The organism is Roseateles sp. AC306 (assembly GCF_979253795.1).
In genome coordinates, this window is record NZ_CEEDEB010000004.1 from 273931 (window position 1) to 294014 (window position 20084).

At 68.1% G+C, this 20084-nt stretch carries 20 protein-coding genes; 17 read left to right on the forward strand and 3 right to left on the reverse strand.

Annotated features, from left to right (window positions below; genetic code table 11):
* Positions 1–24: 24 nt before the first annotated feature.
* From AC0IZJ_RS11750 to mnhG, 17 genes are all read left to right on the forward strand, one after another.
* Positions 25–1008 (forward strand): YVTN family beta-propeller repeat protein, encoded by a 984-nt coding sequence (locus AC0IZJ_RS11750; protein ID WP_471849832.1) that lies wholly within the window; start codon positions 25–27, stop codon positions 1006–1008.
* Positions 1005–1793: a polysaccharide deacetylase family protein gene (locus AC0IZJ_RS11755; protein WP_471849834.1), complete on the forward strand. Its 789-nt coding sequence runs from the start codon at positions 1005–1007 to the stop codon at positions 1791–1793. The genes AC0IZJ_RS11750 and AC0IZJ_RS11755 overlap by 4 nt, the downstream gene beginning before the upstream one ends.
* The gene (locus tag AC0IZJ_RS11760) at positions 1793–2767 is read left to right on the forward strand and encodes a sterol desaturase family protein (RefSeq protein WP_471850017.1); all 975 of its coding nucleotides are present in this window, start codon (positions 1793–1795) and stop codon (positions 2765–2767) included. The genes AC0IZJ_RS11755 and AC0IZJ_RS11760 overlap by 1 nt, the downstream gene beginning before the upstream one ends.
* Complete coding sequence (locus AC0IZJ_RS11765) at positions 2767–3597, forward strand: EI24 domain-containing protein (RefSeq protein ID WP_471849836.1); 831 nt, start codon at positions 2767–2769, stop codon at positions 3595–3597. The genes AC0IZJ_RS11760 and AC0IZJ_RS11765 overlap by 1 nt, the downstream gene beginning before the upstream one ends.
* Before the next feature lies 1 nt (position 3598).
* Positions 3599–4390, forward strand: a complete 792-nt coding sequence (locus tag AC0IZJ_RS11770) for a competence/damage-inducible protein A (RefSeq protein WP_471849838.1) — start codon at positions 3599–3601, stop codon at positions 4388–4390.
* Between the two features lie 164 nt (positions 4391–4554).
* A complete protein-coding gene (gene glnA, locus AC0IZJ_RS11775; RefSeq protein WP_471849840.1) occupies positions 4555–5970 on the forward strand; it encodes a type I glutamate--ammonia ligase in 1416 nt (471 codons plus the stop codon).
* A 99-nt stretch (positions 5971–6069) separates the two neighbouring features.
* Positions 6070–6558, forward strand: coding sequence for a hypothetical protein (locus AC0IZJ_RS11780; RefSeq protein ID WP_471849842.1), 489 nt, complete (start codon positions 6070–6072; stop codon positions 6556–6558).
* 33 nt (positions 6559–6591) lie between these two features.
* On the forward strand, positions 6592–7689 hold the full coding sequence (gene glnL / locus AC0IZJ_RS11785) for a nitrogen regulation protein NR(II) (protein ID WP_471849844.1): 1098 nt from the start codon (positions 6592–6594) through the stop codon (positions 7687–7689).
* Positions 7690–7722: 33 nt separating this feature from the next.
* Positions 7723–9195 carry a nitrogen regulation protein NR(I) gene (gene ntrC, locus AC0IZJ_RS11790; RefSeq protein ID WP_471849846.1) on the forward strand — a complete coding sequence of 491 codons (1473 nt, stop codon included), beginning with the start codon at positions 7723–7725 and terminating at the stop codon, positions 9193–9195.
* Positions 9196–9521: 326 nt separating this feature from the next.
* On the forward strand, positions 9522–9944 hold the full coding sequence (locus tag AC0IZJ_RS11795; protein ID WP_471849848.1) for a GreA/GreB family elongation factor: 423 nt from the start codon (positions 9522–9524) through the stop codon (positions 9942–9944).
* 56 nt (positions 9945–10000) lie between these two features.
* Positions 10001–10975: a universal stress protein gene (locus AC0IZJ_RS11800; protein WP_471849850.1), complete on the forward strand. Its 975-nt coding sequence runs from the start codon at positions 10001–10003 to the stop codon at positions 10973–10975.
* 48 nt (positions 10976–11023) lie between these two features.
* Positions 11024–13930 carry a monovalent cation/H+ antiporter subunit A gene (locus tag AC0IZJ_RS11805; RefSeq protein WP_471849852.1) on the forward strand — a complete coding sequence of 969 codons (2907 nt, stop codon included), beginning with the start codon at positions 11024–11026 and terminating at the stop codon, positions 13928–13930.
* Positions 13931–14275, forward strand: a complete 345-nt coding sequence (locus AC0IZJ_RS11810) for a Na+/H+ antiporter subunit C (protein ID WP_471849854.1) — start codon at positions 13931–13933, stop codon at positions 14273–14275. It begins immediately after the preceding gene.
* A 23-nt stretch (positions 14276–14298) separates the two neighbouring features.
* Positions 14299–15942: a monovalent cation/H+ antiporter subunit D gene (locus AC0IZJ_RS11815; RefSeq protein ID WP_471850019.1), complete on the forward strand. Its 1644-nt coding sequence runs from the start codon at positions 14299–14301 to the stop codon at positions 15940–15942.
* The gene (locus tag AC0IZJ_RS11820; RefSeq protein ID WP_471849856.1) at positions 15939–16427 is read left to right on the forward strand and encodes a Na+/H+ antiporter subunit E; all 489 of its coding nucleotides are present in this window, start codon (positions 15939–15941) and stop codon (positions 16425–16427) included. Before AC0IZJ_RS11815 ends, AC0IZJ_RS11820 begins: the two co-directional genes overlap by 4 nt.
* On the forward strand, positions 16424–16702 hold the full coding sequence (locus AC0IZJ_RS11825; protein ID WP_457425922.1) for a K+/H+ antiporter subunit F: 279 nt from the start codon (positions 16424–16426) through the stop codon (positions 16700–16702). The genes AC0IZJ_RS11820 and AC0IZJ_RS11825 overlap by 4 nt, the downstream gene beginning before the upstream one ends.
* On the forward strand, positions 16699–17034 hold the full coding sequence (mnhG, locus tag AC0IZJ_RS11830; protein WP_471849858.1) for a monovalent cation/H(+) antiporter subunit G: 336 nt from the start codon (positions 16699–16701) through the stop codon (positions 17032–17034). The genes AC0IZJ_RS11825 and mnhG overlap by 4 nt, the downstream gene beginning before the upstream one ends.
* 9 nt (positions 17035–17043) lie before the next feature.
* On the opposite strand, the gene AC0IZJ_RS11835 is transcribed toward mnhG, so the two are convergent.
* From AC0IZJ_RS11835 to nirD, 3 genes are all read right to left on the reverse strand, one after another.
* Complete coding sequence (locus tag AC0IZJ_RS11835) at positions 17044–18765, reverse strand: protein kinase domain-containing protein (RefSeq protein WP_471849860.1); 1722 nt, start codon at positions 18763–18765, stop codon at positions 17044–17046.
* Positions 18765–19577, reverse strand: coding sequence for a formate/nitrite transporter family protein (locus tag AC0IZJ_RS11840; protein ID WP_471849862.1), 813 nt, complete (start codon positions 19575–19577; stop codon positions 18765–18767). The genes AC0IZJ_RS11835 and AC0IZJ_RS11840 overlap by 1 nt, the downstream gene beginning before the upstream one ends.
* A 175-nt stretch (positions 19578–19752) precedes the next feature.
* Entirely contained in the window at positions 19753–20076 is a 324-nt protein-coding gene (nirD, locus tag AC0IZJ_RS11845; RefSeq protein ID WP_471849864.1) for a nitrite reductase small subunit NirD, read from the reverse strand.
* Positions 20077–20084 lie beyond the last annotated feature (8 nt).

A 20084-nucleotide genomic window follows, 5' to 3' on the forward strand; every position in this document is an offset into this window, starting at 1 on the left:
CTTTCTGCTTTTTGAGGACTCGGAATGTTTCGTAGCGGCTTCATGGCCCTGTTGATGTCGGCTGGTCTGGCCAGTGCCCAACCGGCGCGGCCCCCCGTATTCGTTCTGAATTCCCTCGACGCCGACATCGCCGTCGTCGACCCCGTCAGCTTCACGGTCATCAAGCGCATCCCGACGGGCAAGGAACCGCATCATCTCTACCTGTCGCCCGACGAGAAGTCCCTCATCGTTGCCAACGCGCTGGGCGATTCGCTGACCTTTGTCGACCCGCGGACAGCCGAAGTGCAGCGCGTGGTGCGCGGCATTTCCGACCCCTACCACCTGCGCTTCTCGCCGGACATGAAGTGGCTCGTCACCGCCTCCAACCGCCTCGACCGCGTCGACCTCTATCGCTGGCAGGGCAGCGTCGCAACCGAGCCGCTGCAGCTTGTCAAGCGCATCCCTGCGCCCAAGACGCCCAGCCACCTGAACATCGACAGCAGGAGCACGACGCTTTACGTCAGCCTGCAGGACAGCGATGAGCTGCTGGCGATCGACCTCGCCACCCAGGCCGTGAAGTGGAAGACAGCTGTGGGCAAGATGCCGGCCGACATCTATCTGTCGCCCGACGACCGCTTCGTGCTGATCGGCCTGACGGGCGACAAGTTCGTCGAGGTCTGGGACGTCAGCGGTGCAAGCCCCAAGCTGGCCAAGCGCATCCTGACCGGCAACGGTGCCCACTCCTTCCGCGCCTGGGGCGACAAGCGCCATGTGCTGGTGTCCAACCGCGCCGCCAACACCATCAGCAAGATCGATCTGGCCACGCTGACCGTCGTCGACCAGTTCCCCGCACCGGCCGGACCGGACGACATGGAACTGCTGACTGACGGCAAGACGCTGCTCGTCACGTCGCGCTGGGCCGGCAAGCTGACGCAGATCGACACGGTCACGCGCAAGGTCGTGCGCCAGGTCAAGGTCGGCAAGTCGCCGCACGGCATCTGGACGCTGGATCACCAACCCCGTCTATGAAAGCCCGGCTCCTCGCGCTCGTCGTCTCCACGGCGGCGGCCTGTGCGCATGTTTCGGCGGCTTGCGACAAGCCGGTCTACCTGACCTTCGACACCGGCCACATGGGCGTCGCGCCGCTGATCGCGCAGACGCTGAAAAAGCACAACGCCAAGGCGACCTTCTTCCTGGCCAGCGAGCCTACGCAGACCGGCGGCACGACCTTGGACGAGACCTGGGCGCCGTGGTGGCGCGAGCGCGCAGCCGAGGGGCATGACTTCGGCGCCCACACCTGGGACCACGACGTCTTCCTGCAGGACCTGCCCGATGCCGAGGGCAAGGTCACGCGCTTCAGGTTCCGCACCCAGGCCGGCGTGAACCCGCCCGTCGTGCGCGAGCTGTCGACCGAGCAGTACTGCGCCAGTTTGAAGAAGGTGGGGGACCGCTTCATGGCGATGACGGGCCAGCCGCTCGCGCCCATCTTCCGGGCGCCGGCCGGTCGCACTTCTGCCGCGCTGCTGAGCACGGCCAAGGCCTGCGGCTTCAGCCATGTGGGCTGGGCCCGCGCCGGCTTTCTGGGCGACGAGCTGCCCAGCGGCCCCCACCCGAACGCGCAGTTGCTGGAGAAGGCGCTGCGCGACATCAAGGCCGGCGACATCCTCATCGCCCATCTCGGCATCTGGGAACGCCAGGACCCCTGGGCGCCGGCCGTGCTGGAGCCGCTGATGACCGGCCTGGAGCAGCGCGGGATGTGCTTCGCGCCGCTGCGCGATCATCCGCGCTATTCGTCGTTGTTCAAGAAGCCGTGATCGACTGGATCTCCAACACCTTCGACAGCGTGCAGCTCGCGCTGTACGAGAGCGCCGTGCAGCCGCTGGTGTTCGGGCTTGGCTTTGGCAACCTGCTGGAAGACGCGTTCGACGCGACCGGCTGGCTGCTGCTGGGCCTGATGCAGATCGTCTTCATTCTGATCGGCATCCGTGTGCTGGAGCGGCGCTGGCCCGTCGAGCCGGTGACCGACCACGCGGCCGTGCATGTCGACGTTTTCTACACGCTGATCCACCGCCTGGGCCTCGTGCGCCTGGCGATGTTCTTCGCCATCGACCCGATATGGGACAGCATGTCCAGCGGGCTGCGCCTGGCCGGCCTGTCGACCTGGCAGCTCGATGGCCTGTGGCCCGGCGTGACCGACATCGCCTGGGTCAGCCTGCTGCTCTACCTGGTCGTCTTCGACTTCGTCGGCTACTGGCTGCACCGCGCCCAGCACCAGTTCAACTGGTGGTGGGCCCTGCACAGCCTGCACCACAGCCAGCGCCAGATGACGATGTGGAGCGACAACCGCAGCCATCTGCTGGACGACGTGATCATGGGCACCGCCTTTGCGCTGCTGGCACGATTCATCGGCGTCGAGCCGGGGCAGTTCGTCGCGATCACCGTCATCACCCAGTTGCACGAGAGTCTGCAGCATGCGAATGCACGCATCAGCTTCGGCCGCTTCGGCGAGCGGTTGGCTGTCAGCCCGCGCTTTCATCGCCTGCATCACAGCATCGGCATCGGCCACGAATCCGCCGGCCGCGGCACGCTGGGCGGCCACAACTTCGGCGTGCTGCTGCCGGTCTGGGACCTGCTGTTCCGCACCCACAACTTCGACAACCGCTTCGACCCCACCGGCGTGCGCGACCAGCTGCCCGACGAGGGCGGCCGCGACTACGGCGAGGGCTTCTGGCGCCAGCAGTGGCTGGGGCTGGTGCGCCTCGCCACGTCCTACCGAAAGCCCATTTGATGCAAGGTCTCGCCGACTCCTTCTGGCGCGCCGTCGCCTACTGCCTGCACCCGCGCGTCATCGGCCTGTCGTTGCTGCCGCTGCTCATCTGCGGCGTGCTGGTGTTCAGCTTCATGTTCTTCTTCTGGGAGGGGGCCATCGCCAGCGTGCGCGCCACGCTGGAGAGCTGGATGCTGATCGAAAGCCTGCTGCACTGGCTGGACTCCTTCGGCCTGCAGGCCTTCCGCAGCGCGCTCGCAGCCATCGTCGTGCTGGCCGGCGTGCTGCCGGTGGTCATCCTGCTCAGCTTGCTGCTGGTGGCGCTGTGCATGACGCCGGCCATCGTGCGCCTCGTGGCCGAGCGGCGCTTCCCGCTGCTGGAGAAGAAGCGCGGCGGCACGCTGGCGCAGAGCGTGCTGGCCTCGCTGGGCGCCACGTTGCTTGCCCTCGTGCTCATCCTGCTGTCGATGCCGCTGTGGCTGATCCCGCCGCTGGTGATGGTGCTGCCGCCGCTGATCTGGGGCTGGCTGACCTACCGCGTCTTCGGTTTCGACGTGCTGGCCGAACACGCCTCGGCCGATGAGCGCCGTGCGCTGCTGAAGGAGCACCGCACGCCCATGCTGGCCATGGGCATCATCTGCGGCTACCTGGGCGCGGCGCCGTCGCTGATCTGGGCCTTCAGCGCGATGGCGGTCATCTTTGCACCGTTCCTCGTGCTGCTCGCCATCTGGCTCTACACGCTGGTCTTTGCCTTCTCGACGGCGTGGTTCACGCACTACGCGCTTGCGGCATTGCAGGCGCGGCGCGCGGCCGAGCCGGTCGTCATCTCGGAAGTCCTGACCGGAGCTTGAAATGAAGGTGGGCCTGATCATCATTGGCGACGAGATCCTGTCCGGCAAGCGCCGGGACTCGCATCTGGCCAAGTTCATCGAACTGCTGTCCGAGCGCGGCATGGAGCTCGCCTGGACCCAGTACCTCGGCGACGACCGCGAACTGCTGACCGCCAGGCTGGGCGAAGCCTTTGCCAGCGGCGACCTCATCGTCAGCTGTGGCGGCATCGGCGCCACGCCGGACGACCACACGCGCCAGTCCGCCGCCGCCGCCCTGGGCCGGCCGCTGGCCCTGCACCCCGAGGCGCGCGAGCTGATCTGGCAGCGCATCCAGCAGACGGCCGCCGAGCAGGGCAAAACCGTGGCCGCCGACGAGCCTGACACGCTGCGCCGCTTCGAGATGGGCGTCTTCCCCGAAGGCGCGGGCGTCATCCCCAACCCCTTCAACAAGATCCCGGGCTTCTTCGTCGGCAACGTGCATTTCGTGCCCGGCTTCCCGGTGATGGCCCACCCGATGATGGCCTGGGTGCTGGACCGCTTCCCGCAACTGCACCGCAAGCTCGGCGTCATCGAACGCTCACTGATCGTGCAGGGCGCGATGGAGGCCAGCCTCACGCCGCTGATGGAAGCGGTCGAGGCCGAGTTCACCGGCATCAAGGTTTTCAGCCTGCCGAGCGTGGATCACCCGCAATGGGGCCGCTGCATCGAACTCGGCGTCAAAGGCGAGGCGGATCAGCTTGATCCGGCCTATGGCGCCCTGAAACGGGGCGTGATCCAGTTTGGTGCATCAATCAGCACGGAACTGGTGCGATAGCCTCGCCGCTATCGCTGTGCCCAGAACGATAATGTTGAGAGCTGCCAAGCGACAACCCATGTCGGTGCAATTGGCATGCAAACTGCTTTGCTTTCCCCCGTGGCTGCGGGCGCATTGAGCGCTCGCGGCGGCAACCAACCCCCTCGATCCCGTAGGAGCAATTGATGGCCAAGACCGTCGCCGATGTGATGACCCTTGTGAAGGAAAACGAAGTCAAGTTCGTCGACTTCCGCTTCACTGATACCCGTGGCAAGGAACAGCACGTCACCGTGCCGGTGTCCCATTTCGATGAAGACAAGTTCACGTCGGGCCACGCCTTCGACGGCTCGTCGATCGCCGGCTGGAAGGGCATCGAGGCTTCGGACATGCTCCTCATGCCCGATCCCAACACCGCCAACATCGACCCCTTCTTCGAAGAGCCGACGCTGATCCTGACCTGCGACGTCATCGACCCGACCGATGGCAAGGCCTATGAGCGCGACCCGCGTTCGCTGGCCAAGCGCGCCGAGGCTTATCTCAAGTCTTCCGGTCTGGGCGACACCGCCTTCTTCGGCCCGGAACCCGAATTCTTCGTGTTCGACAGCGTCCGCTGGGGCAACGACATGTCCGGCTCGTTCTTCAAGATCGAATCGGAAGAAGGCGCCTGGAATTCCTCCAAGGAATACGAGCACGGCAACAGCGGCTACCGCCCCACCGTCAAGGGCGGCTATTTCCCCGTGCCCCCGGTCGACAGCGGCCAGGACATGCGCTCGGAGATGTGCCTGATCCTCGAGCAGTGCGGCATCCCCGTCGAAGTTCACCACCACGAAGTGGCGAACGCGGGTCAGATGGAAATCGGCACGCGCTTCAGCTCGCTGGTCGAGCGCGCTGACTGGACGCAGCTGCAGAAGTACATCGTCGCCAACGTCGCTCACGCCTATGGCAAGACCGCGACCTTCATGCCCAAGCCCCTGGTTGGCGACAACGGCTCTGGCATGCACGTTCACCAGTCCGTCTGGAAGGACGGCAAGAACCTGTTTGCTGGCGACGGCTATGCAGGCCTCTCCGACTTCGCGCTGTACTACATCGGCGGAATCATCAAGCACGCTCGCGCGCTGAACGCCATCACGAACCCTGGCACCAACAGCTACAAGCGCCTGGTGCCCGGCTTTGAAGCCCCGGTGAAGCTGGCCTACTCGGCCAAGAACCGCTCGGCCTCGATCCGCATCCCCTACGTGGCCAACCCCAAGGGCCGCCGCGTCGAAGCGCGCTTCCCGGATCCGTCCGCCAACCCCTACCTGTGCTTCGCCGCTCTGCTGATGGCGGGCCTGGACGGCGTGGAAAACAAGATCCATCCGGGCGAAGCCGCCACGAAGGACCTGTACCACCTGCCACCGGAAGAAGACGCGAAGATCCCGACCGTCTGCCACAGCCTGGACCAGGCGCTGGAATATCTCGACAAGGACCGCGCCTTCCTGACCAAGGGCGGCGTGTTCACCGACAGCTACATCGACGCCTACATCGACCTGAAGATGCAGGAAGTGACCCGCTTCCGCATGGCCACTCACCCGGTCGAGTTCGACATGTACTACGCGCTGTGATGATCGTGGGCAGCCTCACCGCTGCCTTGGTCATCCCCAGCAAAGGGGGCCGCTGCTGCGGCCCCTTTTTCATGTCCGCGTCTGATTCACAATCCAGCCATGCTGAATCGATTGCTGGCACCGTTGCTCGTCCTGGCCAGCCTGGGCGCGCAGGCGCAGGGCACGGTCTACCGCTGCCCCGGCCCGCCGGTGCTCTACACCGACGCGCTGTCCGCCAAGGAAGCGCACGACAAGGGCTGCCGGACCATCGAGGGCACGCCCATCACCGTCGTCCAGTCACCCCGGCCCCGCACGGGCACGGCATCGGCGCCGTCCGCGGAGGCGCGCGGTGCTGAAAGCCGCGTCGAGGCCGGCCAGCAGCGGGTGCGCGACGATGAGCGCCGCCGCGTGCTGCAGAACGAACTGCGCCAGGCCGAGGAACGCCTGGCCAATGCGCAGCGCGAGTTCGCTGCCGGCCAGGAGCGCCGCGGTGACGAGCGCAACTACCAGAAGTACCTCGACCGCATGGCCGAGCTCAAGGACAACATCGCCCGCTACGAGGCCGACGTCCAGGCCCTCAAGCGAGAGATCGCCAAACTACCTTCCTGACGGCGCGCGGCGCCACGGGAATTCCCAAGCGCCATGACCGATACCTCCCTGTTGCCGGCCGAGTTCTCCGGCCTGGACCTGCTTGCGACCATGGTCGTCGTCGTCAGTGCCGACGGTGAATGCCTGTTCGCCAACGCCGCCTTCGAGAACGCGATGCGGCTGTCGCGCCGCGCGGTACACAAGTCCCAGCTGCCCGACTGGTTCGACGACTCCCAGCGACTGGTCGAAACGCTGGGCGGCGTGGCCGCCAACCACTACTCCAGCAGCCGCTTCGACGCCGTATTGCGCCGTGGCGCCTGGGCCCATGAAGACGGCCTGCCGGTGCATGTCATCGTGTCGCAGATGGACCCGGACGACGATGGCGGGCCGCGCGTGCTTGTCGAGCTCATCGAGATTGCCCAGTTGGCCCGCCAGGACCGTGACGAGCGCAACCTCGACCAGGTGCAGGCCACCAAGGAGCTGACGCGCAACCTGGCTCACGAGATAAAGAACCCGCTCGGCGGCATCCGCGGCGCAGCCCAGTTGCTGGCGCTGGAGCTGCAGGAGGGTGACCCCGAGCTGACCGAATACACGCAGGTCATCGTCCACGAGGTGGACCGGCTGCAAAGCCTGGTGGACCGCCTGCTCGCGCCGCACCGCAAGGCCCAGGTCGTCGGCGACGTGAACATCCACGAGATCTGCGAGCGGGTCCGGGCACTGGTGTTGATCGAGTACCCCAAGGGCCTCGACATCGCACGCGACTACGACACCTCGCTGCCCGACTTCCGAGGCGACCGCGAGCAGCTGATCCAGATGACGCTGAACATCGTGCAGAACGCCGCCCAGGTGCTCGCTTCACGCATTGCCGCAGGCGACGCGCAGATCGTGCTGCGCACGCGGGTCGCCCGCCAGGTCACCGTTGGCAAGCAGCGCTGGCGCTTGGCACTGGAATTGCATATTGAGGACAACGGTCCCGGCGTCCCCGCCGAGATCCGGGATCGCATCTTCTTCCCCCTGGTCTCGGGGCGGGACGGCGGCTCGGGCCTCGGACTCACGCTTGCACAGACGATTGCGCAGCAACACCAGGGCATGATCGATTGTGAAAGCGAGCCGGGCCTGACGAATTTCCGAATCACGCTGCCGTTGCCCTAACTCACAAGGTGAGGGGCACGGTTGAGGAACCTCATGAAATCCATCTGGGTTGTTGACGACGACCACTCGATCCGCTTCGTGCTCGAGAAGGCCCTGGCCCGCGAGGGGCTGCCGGTGCGCAGCTTCAGCAATGCGCGAGACATGCTCGCCGCGCTGGAAGACGATTCACCACAGGTGCTGGTGTCCGACATCCGCATGCCCGGCGGCTCGGGCCTGGAACTGCTGGCCAAGGTCAAGGCGCGCCTGCCGGCGCTGCCGGTCATCATCATGACCGCCTACTCCGACCTGGACAGCGCCGTGTCGGCCTTTCAGGGCGGCGCGTTTGAGTATCTGCCCAAGCCCTTCGACTTGCCGCGTGCCGTCGAACTCATCCGCCGCGCGCAGGAAGAAAGCCAGCGCGAAGCCGGTGAGCAGGAAGCCTCGGCGCAGGTGCCTGAGATGCTGGGGCAGGCGCCGGCCATGCAGGACGTCTTCCGTGCAATTGGGCGGTTATCGCAGAGCAACGTGACCGTGATGATCACGGGCGAAAGCGGCTCGGGCAAGGAGCTGGTGGCGCGCGCGCTGCACAAGCACAGCCCGCGCGGCGAAGGCCCGTTCGTGGCCATCAACACGGCGGCCATTCCGAAGGACCTGCTGGAGAGCGAGCTCTTCGGCCACGAGCGCGGCGCCTTCACCGGCGCGCAGGCCTCGCGGCGCGGCCGCTTCGAGCAGGCCGACGGCGGCACGCTCTTCCTGGATGAAATCGGCGACATGCCCTTCGAGCTGCAGACGCGGCTGCTGCGCGTGCTGTCCGACGGCCAGTTCTACCGCGTCGGCGGCCACAGCCCCATGCGGAGCAATGTGCGCGTCATCGCCGCGACTCACCAGAACCTGGAAGAACGCGTGCGCCAGGGCGTGTTCCGCGAGGACTTGTTCCACCGCCTCAACGTCATCCGCCTGCGCCTGCCGCCGCTGCGCGAGCGCAAGGAAGACATTGCCTCGCTGGCCCGCCACTTCCTGCAGCGCAGCGCGACGGAACTGGGCGTCGAGCCCAAGCGCCTGTCCGACGCGGCGCTGGTCGTGCTGACCAACTTCGAGTTCCCCGGCAATGTGCGCCAGCTGGAGAACATCTGCCACTGGCTCAGCGTCATGGCGCCCAGCCAGACCGTCGAGCCCAAGGACCTGCCCGACGAGATCCAGCCCGGCTATGTCGCCGCGCCGTCGCCCGGCCAGGTCACCAACGCGCAGCTCAACGTGGCCGTCGCCGCCGTACCGGTCGCTGCCGCCGCGCCAGCCAGCACCAGCAGCGGCGAAGGCTGGCTGGCCGACATGGCCGCCGACGCCCGCACCCGCCTGCTGGCCGGCGAGCCCGACGTGTGGGACGCGCTCACCAAGCGCTTCGAAGCCCAGCTCATCCTGACCGCGCTGGACATCACCCGCGGCCGCCGCATCGAGGCCGCGCAGAAGCTCGGTATCGGGCGGAACACGATCACGCGCAAGATCCAGGAACTGGGGCTGGACGTCTGAAGGGCGGCCCTTCTGCAATACACGCACGCTTTAGTGCGACTTGCGCGCGCTTGCTTGCACGAAATGCCCACGTCACTAGACTGGGCCCATGCGTTCGATCCCTCACACCGTTGCCAAGTGCTGCGCCCCGCGCGCCGCAGCGGCGAGCCGTGCGCGCCTGCAGGCCAGGCGCGACGTCGTGAAACGGCGAACGCATCAGCCGGTCGCACATCACTGAGCCCGGCGATCACCCTCCACCATTTGCGCAACTTCAGATCGCCGGGCCTCTAAGCCCGCGCGATCGCGCGTGTCCACTCGGGATGCGCGCATGACTGAAGGACCGCATCATGGAAGTGATGACCCTTGAGCGCACGCTCACTGAACTCGACCACGTTCGCCTGTTGAACCTGATGCGCCGCGAGGCGCATGCGGAATGCGGCTTCGCAGGGGCGGACGTCATGAACGACGTGCTCGCCGACTGCGCCGTCGTGCCTTCCCGCAACGTGGCCCCGGACGTCGTGACGATGGGTTCCAAGCTGGTGCTGCACGAGCCGCAGACCGGCCAACAGACCCTGATGACGCTGTGCTATCCCGCCGATGCCGAGCCCGCCGTGGGCCGTGTGTCGGTGCTGTCGCCAGTGGGCAGTGCGCTGCTCGGCCTGCGTATCGGCAGCACCGCACGCTGGCTGACGCCGGACGGCGAGCCGAAGGCGGCGTACCTGATGGCCATCCTCTTCCAGCCCGAGTCGAACGGCGACTACGCGATGTAGCTGCCAGGCGCAGCGCGCGCTGTGCATCAACGACTCCTTGCGATGAAAGGCATTCCATGACCACGTTCAACAACATCCTGGTTGCGACCGACTTTTCCGTCGACGGCAACAACGCCGTGCGGCGTGCCGCGTTGCTGGCACACACCCACAGCGCGCGGCTGCACATCCTTCACGTGCTCAAGCCCACAGGCATCCGGCCGCTGCGCGAATGGCTCTCGCCGATGATCGACCTCGACCTGAAGGCCGCGCTCGCACGCGCCGCGCTGCGTCGCGTGGCCGTCGAGATCACCGGCGCCTACGACGTGAAGACGACGGTGGAGGTCCAGGTCGGTGATCCGCTGATCCTCCTCACCCAGGCCTCCGAGCGCGCCGACCTCGTGGTGCTTGGGCGTAGCGGACACCGCCGCCTTGAGAGTCTGCTGGTCGGCAGGACCGTGGACCGCATGCTGCGCATCTCGCGCCGGCCGGTGCTGGTCGTCAAGCGGCCTGCTGTCGAGCCTTACCGGCACGTGCTGATGCCGGTGGATTTCACGAGCGGTTCCGACACCGCGGTGCAGGCTGGCGCTCATCTCGCGGTCGACGCCCGTCGGCATCTCGTGCACGCGACGGACAGTTATGTCGAGTCGATGCTGCGGCGCGCCGGCGTGGCCGAAGCGACCATCGCCGGTGTGCGGGCGCGAGCGGAGGCGGGTGTCATGGCGCGCATGCGGCGTGGCCTGGGCAGGCTAGGCGTGGACCGCAACCGCACCACCTTCTCGGTGGCGCGCGGCCCGGCTCATCTCGTGGCGCTTGAAAGCGCCCGGACGCTGGATGCCGACCTGATCGTCGCCGGCAAGAATGGCCAGTCGACCTTCGGCTTCATGCTGGGCAGCGTCAGCAGCAGCGTGCTGGGGGACGCCGACTGCGACATGATGATCGTGCCGCGGCCGCGCAGTGCGCCGCCGCTTGCGGGCGCCGCACTTGCCGGCCCGCCCGCGGACGCGCCCTGGCTGCACAAGGCCCCCAGCTTCTCCGCGCAAAACGCGTCCTGACCCAGACGCCAAGGAGCCCGTGAAGGAAACCGTCCGTAGACTGCGGCGATGTCCCTTCTGCTGCTGCTCCTGCTGCCCTTCATCGGTAGCGCCGTCGCCGCGGTGCTGCCGACCGGTGCGCGCAACGTCGAGTTGCTGTGGGCCGGGCTGGTGGCGCTGTGCGTGGCCGTGCCGCTGGCGCTGATGTACCCCGAGGTGCGGGACGCCGGCGTGGTGGTCGAGCGATGGAGCTGGCTGCCTTCGCTCGGCCTCGACCTCGTCGTGCGCATCGACGGTTTCGCATGGATGTTCGCGATGCTCGTCACCGGCATGGGCGTGCTGGTGGTGATGTATGCGCGCTACTACCTCTCGCCCGAGGACCCGGCGGCGCGCTTTTATGCGCTGCTGCTCGGCTTCATGGGCTCGATGCTGGGCGTGGTGGTCTCCGGTAACCTGTTGCAGCTGGTGCTGTTCTGGGAGCTGACCAGCGTCTTCTCCTTCCTGTTGATCGGCTACTGGCATCACCGCCAGGATGCCCGCCGTGGCGCGCGCATGGCGTTCACGGTCACGGCCACCGGGGGCCTCGCGTTGCTGGCTGGCGTGCTGCTGCTGGGGCACATCGTCGGCAGCCATGACCTGGACCGCGTGCTGGCGGCGGGCGAGCTTGTCCGCGGCCATGCGCTGTATCCGCTGACGCTCGGTTTGATCCTTCTCGGCGCCCTCACCAAAAGCGCGCAGTTCCCCTTCCACTTCTGGCTGCCGCACGCGATGGCGGCGCCGACGCCCGTGTCGGCCTACCTGCATTCGGCCACGATGGTGAAGGCCGGCGTGTTCCTGCTGGCGCGGCTGTGGCCGGTGCTGGCGGGCAGTGATGAATGGTTCTGGATCGTCGGCGGCGCGGGCCTCGTCACGCTGCTGCTCGGCGCCTACGCGGCGATGTTCCAGAACGACCTGAAGGGCCTGCTTGCGTATTCGACGATCAGCCACCTCGGCCTCATCACGCTGCTGCTGGGTCTGAACAGCCCGCTGGCCGCGGTGGCCGCGGTCTTTCACATGATGAACCACGCCACCTTCAAGGCGTCGCTGTTCATGTCGGTGGGCATCATCGACCACGAGACCGGCTCGCGTGACATGCGCCGGCTGGACGGCCTCTACCGCCCCATGCCCATCACCGGCACGCTGGCCATCGTGGCCTGCGGCGCGATGGCCGGAGTGCCGCTGCTGAACGGTTTCCTGTCCAAGGAGATGTTCTTCGCCGAGACCGTGTACATCAGCGCGCACCCATGGATCGAGTTCGGCCTGCCCCTGGTGGCCACGCTCGCCGGCGTGTTCGCCGTGGTCTATTCGCTGCGCTTCGGGCATGACGTGTTCTTCGGCCCGCCGGCGCAAGGCCTGCCGCGGCGACCCGAGGAGCCCGTGCACTGGATGCGCGTGCCGGTCGAACTGCTGGTGCTGGCCTGCGTGGTGGTAGGCAGCGCGCCGGCCTGGTCGGTCGGCCCGTTGCTCGCGATGGCGGCGCTGCCGGTCGTGGGCGGCACGTTGCCGGCCTACGACCTGGCCGTGTGGCACGGCTTCAACACACCGCTGGTGATGAGCCTGCTGGCGATGGTCGGCGGCATCGCGATCTACGCGCGCTTCGCGAAGCGCTTCAAGCGGCGCGAGCTGAGGCGCACCCCCGGCATTCACATGTTTGACGGCAAACGCCTGTTCGAGCGCAGCCTCTCCCTGGCCACGGCGTCGTCGCGCCAGGCGCTGCGCCGCATCAGCACACGGCGCCTGCAACCGCAGCTGCTGTGGATGCTGGTCATCGCCGGCGCCACGGCGCTCGGCTCGGCGCTCGTCGTGCCCCTGGCATGGGGCGACCGTGCGCGTGTGCCCGCCACGCCGGAGTTCGTCATCCTGTGGCTCATTGGCGCCGCCGCGGCCATCGGTGCGGCATGGCAGGCCAAGTTCCACCGCCTGGCGGCGCTGGCGCTGCTGGGCATCGTCGGCCTGGTGATGTGCCTCACCTTCGCCTGGTTCTCCGCGCCCGACCTGGCGCTCACGCAGCTCGCCGTGGAGGTGGTGACGACCGTGCTCTTCCTGCTCGGACTGCGCTGGCTGCCCAAGCGGGTGGAACTCGACGACCCGCTCACGCGCCAGCGTGCGCGCTGGCGGCGCGGCCGCGACTTCATCCTGGCGCTGCTGATCGGCACGGGCCTGGCCGCGCTGTCGTACGCCATGCTGACCCGCCAGGCGCCCCAGAGCATCTCGCCCTTCTTCATCGAACGTGCACTGCCCGAAGGCGGGGGCACCAACGTCGTCAACGTCATGCTCGTCGACTTCCGCGGCTTCGACACGCTGGGCGAGATCACCGTGCTCGGCATCGTCGGCCTCACGGTCTATGCGCTGCTGCGGCGCTTCCGGCCACCGCGCGAGGTGATCGAGGCGCCACCCCAGCAGCGCGCGATGGCGGTGGCCGACCCGGAGGATTTCACCGACCGCCCCGACACCAGCAACGCCGCCGAAAGCTATCTGCTCGTGCCGGCCGTGCTGGTGCAACTGCTGCTGCCGGTGGCCGCCGTGGTCGCCTTCCATCTCTTCATGCGCGGCCACAACGAACCGGGCGGCGGCTTCGTTGCGGGGCTCGTGATGGCCATCGCCTTCATCGCCCAATACATGGTGAGCGGCACGCGCTGGGTGGAGGCGCGGCTGCCGCTGCAACCGTTGCGCTGGATCGCGGGTGGCCTGCTTCTGGCGGTGGCGACCGGCCTGGGCGCCATTGCGGTCGGCCATCCGTTCCTGACGACGCACACCGCGCACGTCGACGTGCCCGGCATCGGCCTCGTGCACCTGCCCAGCGCCGCGCTGTTCGACCTCGGCGTGTTCGCTGTGGTGGTGGGCTCCACGCTGCTGTTGCTGACGGCGCTTGCCCACCAGTCGCTGCGCGTGCGCAGGCCGGTTGCAGCGCCTCACGCCGACAAGGAAGGCAGCTAGATGGAAATCGTCATCTCCCTGGCCATCGGCGTGCTCGCCAGCGCGGGCGTGTGGTTGCTGCTGCGGCCGCGGACCTTCCAGGTGCTGGTCGGCCTGTCGCTGCTGGCCTATGCCGTCAACCTCTTCATCTTCAGCGTCGGCAGCCTGTCCATCGACAAGGAGCCCATCGTCAAGCCCGGCCTCACGCCGGACCTGCACCAGTACACCGACCCGCTGCCGCAGTCGCTGGTGCTGACGGCCATCGTCATCGGCTTCGCCACGACGGCGCTTTTCCTCGTCGTGCTGCTGGCCCTGCGCGGCCTGAGCGGCGGCGACCATGTCGACGGCGAAGAGGAGCGCCCTTGACAGTGCTGCTCGATCTGCTGCCGATGCGCCAGCTCGTCGTCGCGCCGGTGTTGCTGCCGCTCATCACGGCGGCGCTGCTGCTGTTGCTTGGTGAACAGCGCCGTGTGGCCGGCGCGGTGCTCAACGTCGTTGCCACGTTCGCGGGCCTGTTGCTCGCCGTGGCGCTGCTCGTGTGGGTGGACCGGCAGGACGCGCCGAGCGCCTTCGGGGTCTACCTGCCCGGCAACTGGCCCGTGCCGATGGGCATCGTGCTGGTGGTGGACCGGCTGTCGGCGCTGATGATGGTGCTGGCCGGCAGCGCGGGCCTGGCGGCGCTGCTGTTCTCACTGGCGCGCTGGCACCGGGCCGGCGTGCACTTCCACCCGCTGTTCCAGTTGCAGCTGATGGGGCTGTACGGCGCCTTCCTCACGGCCGACCTGTTCAACCTGTTCGTGTTCTTCGAGGTGCTGCTGGCAGCGTCCTACGGGCTGCTGATGCATGGCGGCGGGGGCGCGCGAGTGCGCTCGGGGCTGCACTACATCGCCATCAACCTGGTGGCGTCGCTGCTGTTCCTGATCGGCGTGGCGCTCATCTACGGCGTGACCGGCACGCTGAACATGGCCGACATCGCGCAGAAGCTCGCGCAGGTGCCCGAGAGCGACCGCGGGCTGCTGGGCGCCGGCGCTGCGATCCTGTCCGTCGCCTTCCTCGCCAAGGCCGCGATGTGGCCGCTCAACTTCTGGCTGCCGCCGGCCTACACCGCTGCGGGCGCGCCAGTGGCGGCGCTGTTCACCATCCTTACCAAGGTGGGCGTGTACGCGCTGCTGCGGCTGTGGACGCTGTGCTTCCCCGCCAGCGCCGGCCCGTGGGCGTCGTTCGGCGGCGAGGTGCTGGTGTGGGGTGGCCTGGCGACGCTGGCCTTCGGCGCGGTGGGCATGATGGCTTCGCAACGGCTGGACCGTCTGGCCGGCTTCAGCGTCATCGCTTCGTCCGGCACCCTGCTCGCGGCGGTCGGCTTCGACAACCCCGCGCTCAGTGCCGGTGCGCTGTTCTACCTCGCCAGCTCGACGCTCGCCGGCTGTGCGCTGTTCCTGATCGTCGAACTGGTCGAACGGGCGCGCCAGGTCGAGGTCGCCCCGCCGGCGGACGACGACGACCACCTGCCCGATTTCGTGGTGGCCGCGCCGTCAGAAGACACCAACCTCGACGACGAGCAGCAGGCGCTCATCGGCCGCGCCATCCCGGCGGCGCTGGCCTTCCTGGGCCTGGCCTTTGTGTTGTGTGCACTCGTCGTGGCGGGGCTGCCGCCGATGTCGGGCTTCATCGGCAAGGTGGCGATACTCAGCGCGTTGCTCGACACGCCGGCGGGTCCGGCCGGCGCCGCGGCGAAGCCGACGCTCTTCGTGCTGCTCATCCTCGCCGGCCTGCTGTCCACCACGGCCCTGCTGCGCGTGGGCATCCGCCATTTCTGGGCACCGCAGAACCGCCCGGCGCCGCGGCTGCGAGTGACGGAGGGCGTGCCCATCGCGCTGCTGCTGGGCGGCTGCCTGATGCTGGTGCTGCACGGCGAGGCCGCACTGGCCTACGCGCGCGCCACGGCGCAGGCGCTGCACCAGCCGCAGCACTACATCGCTGCGGTGTTCCGCGCCACGCCCGTCGCCACCCCCGCTCGCGAGGTGTCGCCATGAAGCGCTGGCTGCCTGCGCCGCTGCTGTCGGCCGGCCTGTTCGCGCTGTGGCTGCTGCTGACGCAATCGCTCGGCGCCGGCCAGTTATTGCTCGGTGCCGCCGTGGCCGTCGTGATGCCGCTGTTGATGGCGCCGCTGCGCCAGCCGGCCGGCCGGCTCAAGCGGCCGGACGTGCTGCTGCGGCTGGTGCTGACCGTCGGCGGCGACGTGGTGATGTCGGCCCTGGACGTGGGTTGGGGCGTGCTGCGCGCGGGCGGTCGGCCGCCGCGCGGGCGCTTCGTCACCGTGCCGCTGGCGTTGCGCGACCCGCACGGACTGGCGGCGCTGGCCATGATCACCACCGTCGTGCCCGGCACCGTCTGGTGCGAACTCGCGCCGGACCGCAGCGCCCTGCGGCTGCACGTGTTCGACCTCGACGAGGAGGCCGCCTTCGTCGCCCACTTCAAGGCGCGCTACGAGCGCCCGCTGCTGGAGATCTTCCAATGAGCCCGCTGCTCACACTGGCCATCACGGTCACGCTTTGCCTCTACGCGCTGGCGATGGTGCTCGGCCTGCTGCGCCTGATGCGCGGGCCCACCGCGCAGGACCGCGTGCTGGCGCTGGACTTTCTGTTCGTCGTCGCCATGCTGGCGATGCTGGTGCTGGGCATCCGCTATGACAGCGGCATGTACTTCGAGGGCGCGCTGCTGATGGCGCTGTTCGGCTTTGTGAGCTCGATGGCGCTGGCCAAGTTCCTGCTGCGCGGCGAGGTGATCGAATGAGCGACATCGTCGTTGCGCTGCTGCTGCTCGCCAGCGGCGCCCTGGTGCTCGCGGCCGCGCTCGGCCTGTGGCGGCTGCCGGACTTCTTCCTGCGCATGCATGCGCCAGCGCTCGCCTCCACGCTGGCCGCCTGGCTCGTGACGTTCGCGTCCATCGTGCACTTCTCGGTGCACGGCCCTTCGCTATCGCTGCACGTGTGGGTCATCATCGTGCTGCTGTCCATCACCGCGCCGGTGACCACCCTGGTGCTGGCGCGGGCGGCGCTGTTCAGGCGCCGCCAGGCGGGCGACACGCTGCCGCCGCCCCTAGGGAGCGCGCCGGACGGGCGCTGAGCCCGCCGCTCAGCGCCCGCTCAGCCGCAACCCGAGCAGCACCAGCGTCGACAGCCCGAACACCAGCGTCAGCCCCCGCCAGAACAGCAGTGGGTGCCGCTCCTGCAGCGGCGTTCGGTCACGCTTCATGAATTCCGGTCCCGGCGCATGCAGGTCGTGAAGGAACTCCGACAGCGCCTGCTGCCGCCTTGCGGCCTGCGGCTGCAAGGCCTTGCGCAGCACGCGGTCCAGCCATTCCGGCAGGTCAGGGCGGCGGGTGCGCAGGGGCACGTATTGCAGTTTGTGCAGGTCGCGCGCGCCGCGCACCTGGGGCACCTGCAGGCCGTAGGGCAGGGCGCCGGTCAGCATCTGGTAGATCAGCACGGCCAGCGAGAAAAGTTCGGCCACGGGCGAGCCGCCCTCGCCGGTGAAGTACTCCGGCGCCGTGTACTGCAGCGTGCCGGCCAGTTCGAGCGCGCGCGCGTCGCCCAGGCCTTCGCTCAAGCCGGCCACATGGGCCGAGGCCAGATCGATGAGGATCACCGTGCCCTGGCGGTCGATCATCAGGTTCTCGGGCCGCAGATCCTGGTGCAGCATCTCCTTGCGATGCAGGGCCTGCAGGCCGCGGGCGATCTGGTCGGCGATGCCGCGCACCTCGTCCAGCCCGGGTTGGGGATGGTCGGTCATCCACTGCGCCAGCGTCTGGCCGTGAATGAACTCGACAGCGGTGAAGAGGTGCTCGCGCTTGCGCTCGGGCGATGCGGCCTTGACGACGTGCGGGCTGTCGACGCGTCGGGCCACCCATTCCTCGGTGGCGAAGCGGTCGAGCTCGCGGGCGTTGCCGGCGAGGTCGGCCGTCGGCAGCTTGAGCGCCCATTCGCGCCCGTCCGCGTCCACGGCCAGCACGACCTGGCTGCGCGCCGTCTGCTGGAGCTCGCGCACGACGCGGTAGCCCTCGAAGTCCTGGCGTGGCGCAAGGTGCGGCGGCAGGCGCAGGCCGTCGCGGCTGACGGGCGCGGCGATCTGCGTGGGCAGGGATTCGACGCGCGCCAGCATGACGGTGACGTTGTCCTCGCTGCCGCGCGCCAGCGCTGCGGCCACCAGCGCCTCAGCGGCGGCCTGCATGTCGGCGCCATGGGCGGTGAGCGTTTGCTGCACGACAGCGGCGTCCAGGAATTCGTAGGCGCCGTCGGTGGCCAGCAGGAAGGTCTCGCCCACCTCGGTGGCCCAGCAGGCGTGGTCAATATCGAGGTGCGACGTGACGCCCAGCGCGCGGCCGAGGTAGGTCTGGCCGCCGTACAGGCGCACGCGGTGGTCCTGGCTCAGCTGCTCCAGCGCGCCGGCGTGCACGCGGTAGACGCGCGTGTCGCCGACGTGCAGCAGGTGCACCTCGCGGCCCTTGAACACCAACGCGCTAAACGTGCAGACGTGGCCGCGATCCTTGTCGAAGCGGCCTTCGCCGCGCTGGCTCTCGCCGTGCAGCCAGCCGTTGGTGGCGGCCAGCACGCACTGCGCGGCGCGGCGCACGGTCCAGGCTTCGGAGGTGCCGTAGTAGTCCTCCAGGAAGCCGCGCACGGCGGCGGCGCTGGCGACCTGGCTGACCGGGCTGCTGCTAATGCCGTCGGCGATCGCCAGCGCGATGCCGCGCGAGCGGGCTTGAGCATCGGTGGGCTGGGCGACGCCGTGGAAGTCCTGGTTCAGCGGCTTGACGCCGGCCTCGGAGTGCTGGCCAACCGCAAGCCGCAGCGTCATCAGCTCAGGACACGCTTGGGGGCGGTCTTGTAGTGCGTCGCGTACAGCGTCAGGCCGACGAAGGTCAGGCCGCCGACGAGGTTGCCGATGACGGTGGGGATCTCGTTCCAGATCAGGTAATCCATGATCGTGAAGTTGCCGCCCAGCATCAGGCCCGAGGGAAACAGGAACATGTTGACGATGCTGTGCTCGAAGCCCATGTAGAAGAAGACCATGATCGGCATCCACATGCCGATGGCCTTGCCCGATACCGAGGTCGACATCATCGCGGCGACGACGCCGGTGGACACCATCCAGTTGCAGAGCACGCCGCGGACGAACAGCGTCAGCATGCCCGCCGCGCCATGGGCCGAGTAGCCGACCGTGCGGCCTTCGCCGATGTGGCCGATCTTCTGGCCGACGGCGTTGGGTGCCTCGCTGAAACCGAAGGTGAAGATGATGGCCATCAGGATGGCCACTGTCATCGCGCCGGCGAAGTTGCCGAAGAACACCAGCGTCCAGTTGCGGAAGCACCCACCCCAGGTCGCGCCCGGGCGCTTGTCCAGCACGGCCAGAGGCACCAGCGTGAACACGCCGGTCAGTAGGTCGAAGCCCATCAGGTAGAGCAGGATGAAGCCGACCGGGAACAGCATGGCGCCGACCAGCGGGTTGCCCGTGTTGACGGTCACCGTCACCGCGAAGGCCGCAGCCAGCGACAGGATGGCACCCGCCATGAAAGCGCGGATCAACGTGTCGCGGGTGGACATCAGCAGCTTGGATTCACCGGCATCCACCATCTTGGTGACGAATTCGGTTGGGACGACGTAGGCCATGGTTGTCTCGTGTTGAGGTTGAGGCGGGGTGTTCGAGGGCTTGCGCCCAAAGCACATACGCCCCTAGCCAGTCCGGCTGAGGGCGTCTGCAGTTAGATGACGTTCGTGGCGTCGTTGCCACTGTGGGACGAGCTCCGTGGCCGCGCCCGCAGGGCCGCCAGGAAGGCGAGGGGTTTCAGGCCAGCGCGACGAGCACGCGGCCGTCCTGCACCTGGACGGCATGGGCACGCACCGATTGCTCGGGCGCCTCCAGGCATTCGCCGGTATTGAGGTCGAAATGGTTCTTGTAGAGCGGCGAGGCGACAACGACGCGCTCGCCCAGGTTGCCCACCAGGCCGCGCGACAAGACGCTGGCGCCTGAGCGCGGGTCGATGTTGTCGATGGCGTGGAAGCTGCTCAACCCGACGCGGAAGACAGCGACGTGACGACCGTCCACCAGCGCAGCGACGCCGGTGTTGGGCAGGATCTGATCAACGCTGCAGATGGGGGTGAAGTTCATGTCGGTTC

Coding starts and splice junctions, on each gene's coding strand:
- AC0IZJ_RS11825 (WP_457425922.1), top strand. CDS start 16,424: ATGAGCCCGCTGCTCACACTGGCCATCACGGTCACGCTTTGCCTCTAC.
- AC0IZJ_RS11835 (WP_471849860.1), bottom strand. CDS start 18,765: ATGACGCTGCGGCTTGCGGTTGGCCAGCACTCCGAGGCCGGCGTCAAG.
- mnhG (WP_471849858.1), top strand. CDS start 16,699: ATGAGCGACATCGTCGTTGCGCTGCTGCTGCTCGCCAGCGGCGCCCTG.
- nirD (WP_471849864.1), bottom strand. CDS start 20,076: ATGAACTTCACCCCCATCTGCAGCGTTGATCAGATCCTGCCCAACACC.
- AC0IZJ_RS11815 (WP_471850019.1), top strand. CDS start 14,299: ATGCGCCAGCTCGTCGTCGCGCCGGTGTTGCTGCCGCTCATCACGGCG.
- AC0IZJ_RS11805 (WP_471849852.1), top strand. CDS start 11,024: ATGTCCCTTCTGCTGCTGCTCCTGCTGCCCTTCATCGGTAGCGCCGTC.
- AC0IZJ_RS11755 (WP_471849834.1), top strand. CDS start 1,005: ATGAAAGCCCGGCTCCTCGCGCTCGTCGTCTCCACGGCGGCGGCCTGT.
- AC0IZJ_RS11795 (WP_471849848.1), top strand. CDS start 9,522: ATGGAAGTGATGACCCTTGAGCGCACGCTCACTGAACTCGACCACGTT.
- AC0IZJ_RS11820 (WP_471849856.1), top strand. CDS start 15,939: ATGAAGCGCTGGCTGCCTGCGCCGCTGCTGTCGGCCGGCCTGTTCGCG.
- AC0IZJ_RS11810 (WP_471849854.1), top strand. CDS start 13,931: ATGGAAATCGTCATCTCCCTGGCCATCGGCGTGCTCGCCAGCGCGGGC.
- glnL (WP_471849844.1), top strand. CDS start 6,592: ATGACCGATACCTCCCTGTTGCCGGCCGAGTTCTCCGGCCTGGACCTG.
- glnA (WP_471849840.1), top strand. CDS start 4,555: ATGGCCAAGACCGTCGCCGATGTGATGACCCTTGTGAAGGAAAACGAA.
- AC0IZJ_RS11840 (WP_471849862.1), bottom strand. CDS start 19,577: ATGGCCTACGTCGTCCCAACCGAATTCGTCACCAAGATGGTGGATGCC.
- AC0IZJ_RS11780 (WP_471849842.1), top strand. CDS start 6,070: ATGCTGAATCGATTGCTGGCACCGTTGCTCGTCCTGGCCAGCCTGGGC.
- AC0IZJ_RS11750 (WP_471849832.1), top strand. CDS start 25: ATGTTTCGTAGCGGCTTCATGGCCCTGTTGATGTCGGCTGGTCTGGCC.
- AC0IZJ_RS11800 (WP_471849850.1), top strand. CDS start 10,001: ATGACCACGTTCAACAACATCCTGGTTGCGACCGACTTTTCCGTCGAC.
- ntrC (WP_471849846.1), top strand. CDS start 7,723: ATGAAATCCATCTGGGTTGTTGACGACGACCACTCGATCCGCTTCGTG.
- AC0IZJ_RS11770 (WP_471849838.1), top strand. CDS start 3,599: ATGAAGGTGGGCCTGATCATCATTGGCGACGAGATCCTGTCCGGCAAG.
- AC0IZJ_RS11765 (WP_471849836.1), top strand. CDS start 2,767: ATGCAAGGTCTCGCCGACTCCTTCTGGCGCGCCGTCGCCTACTGCCTG.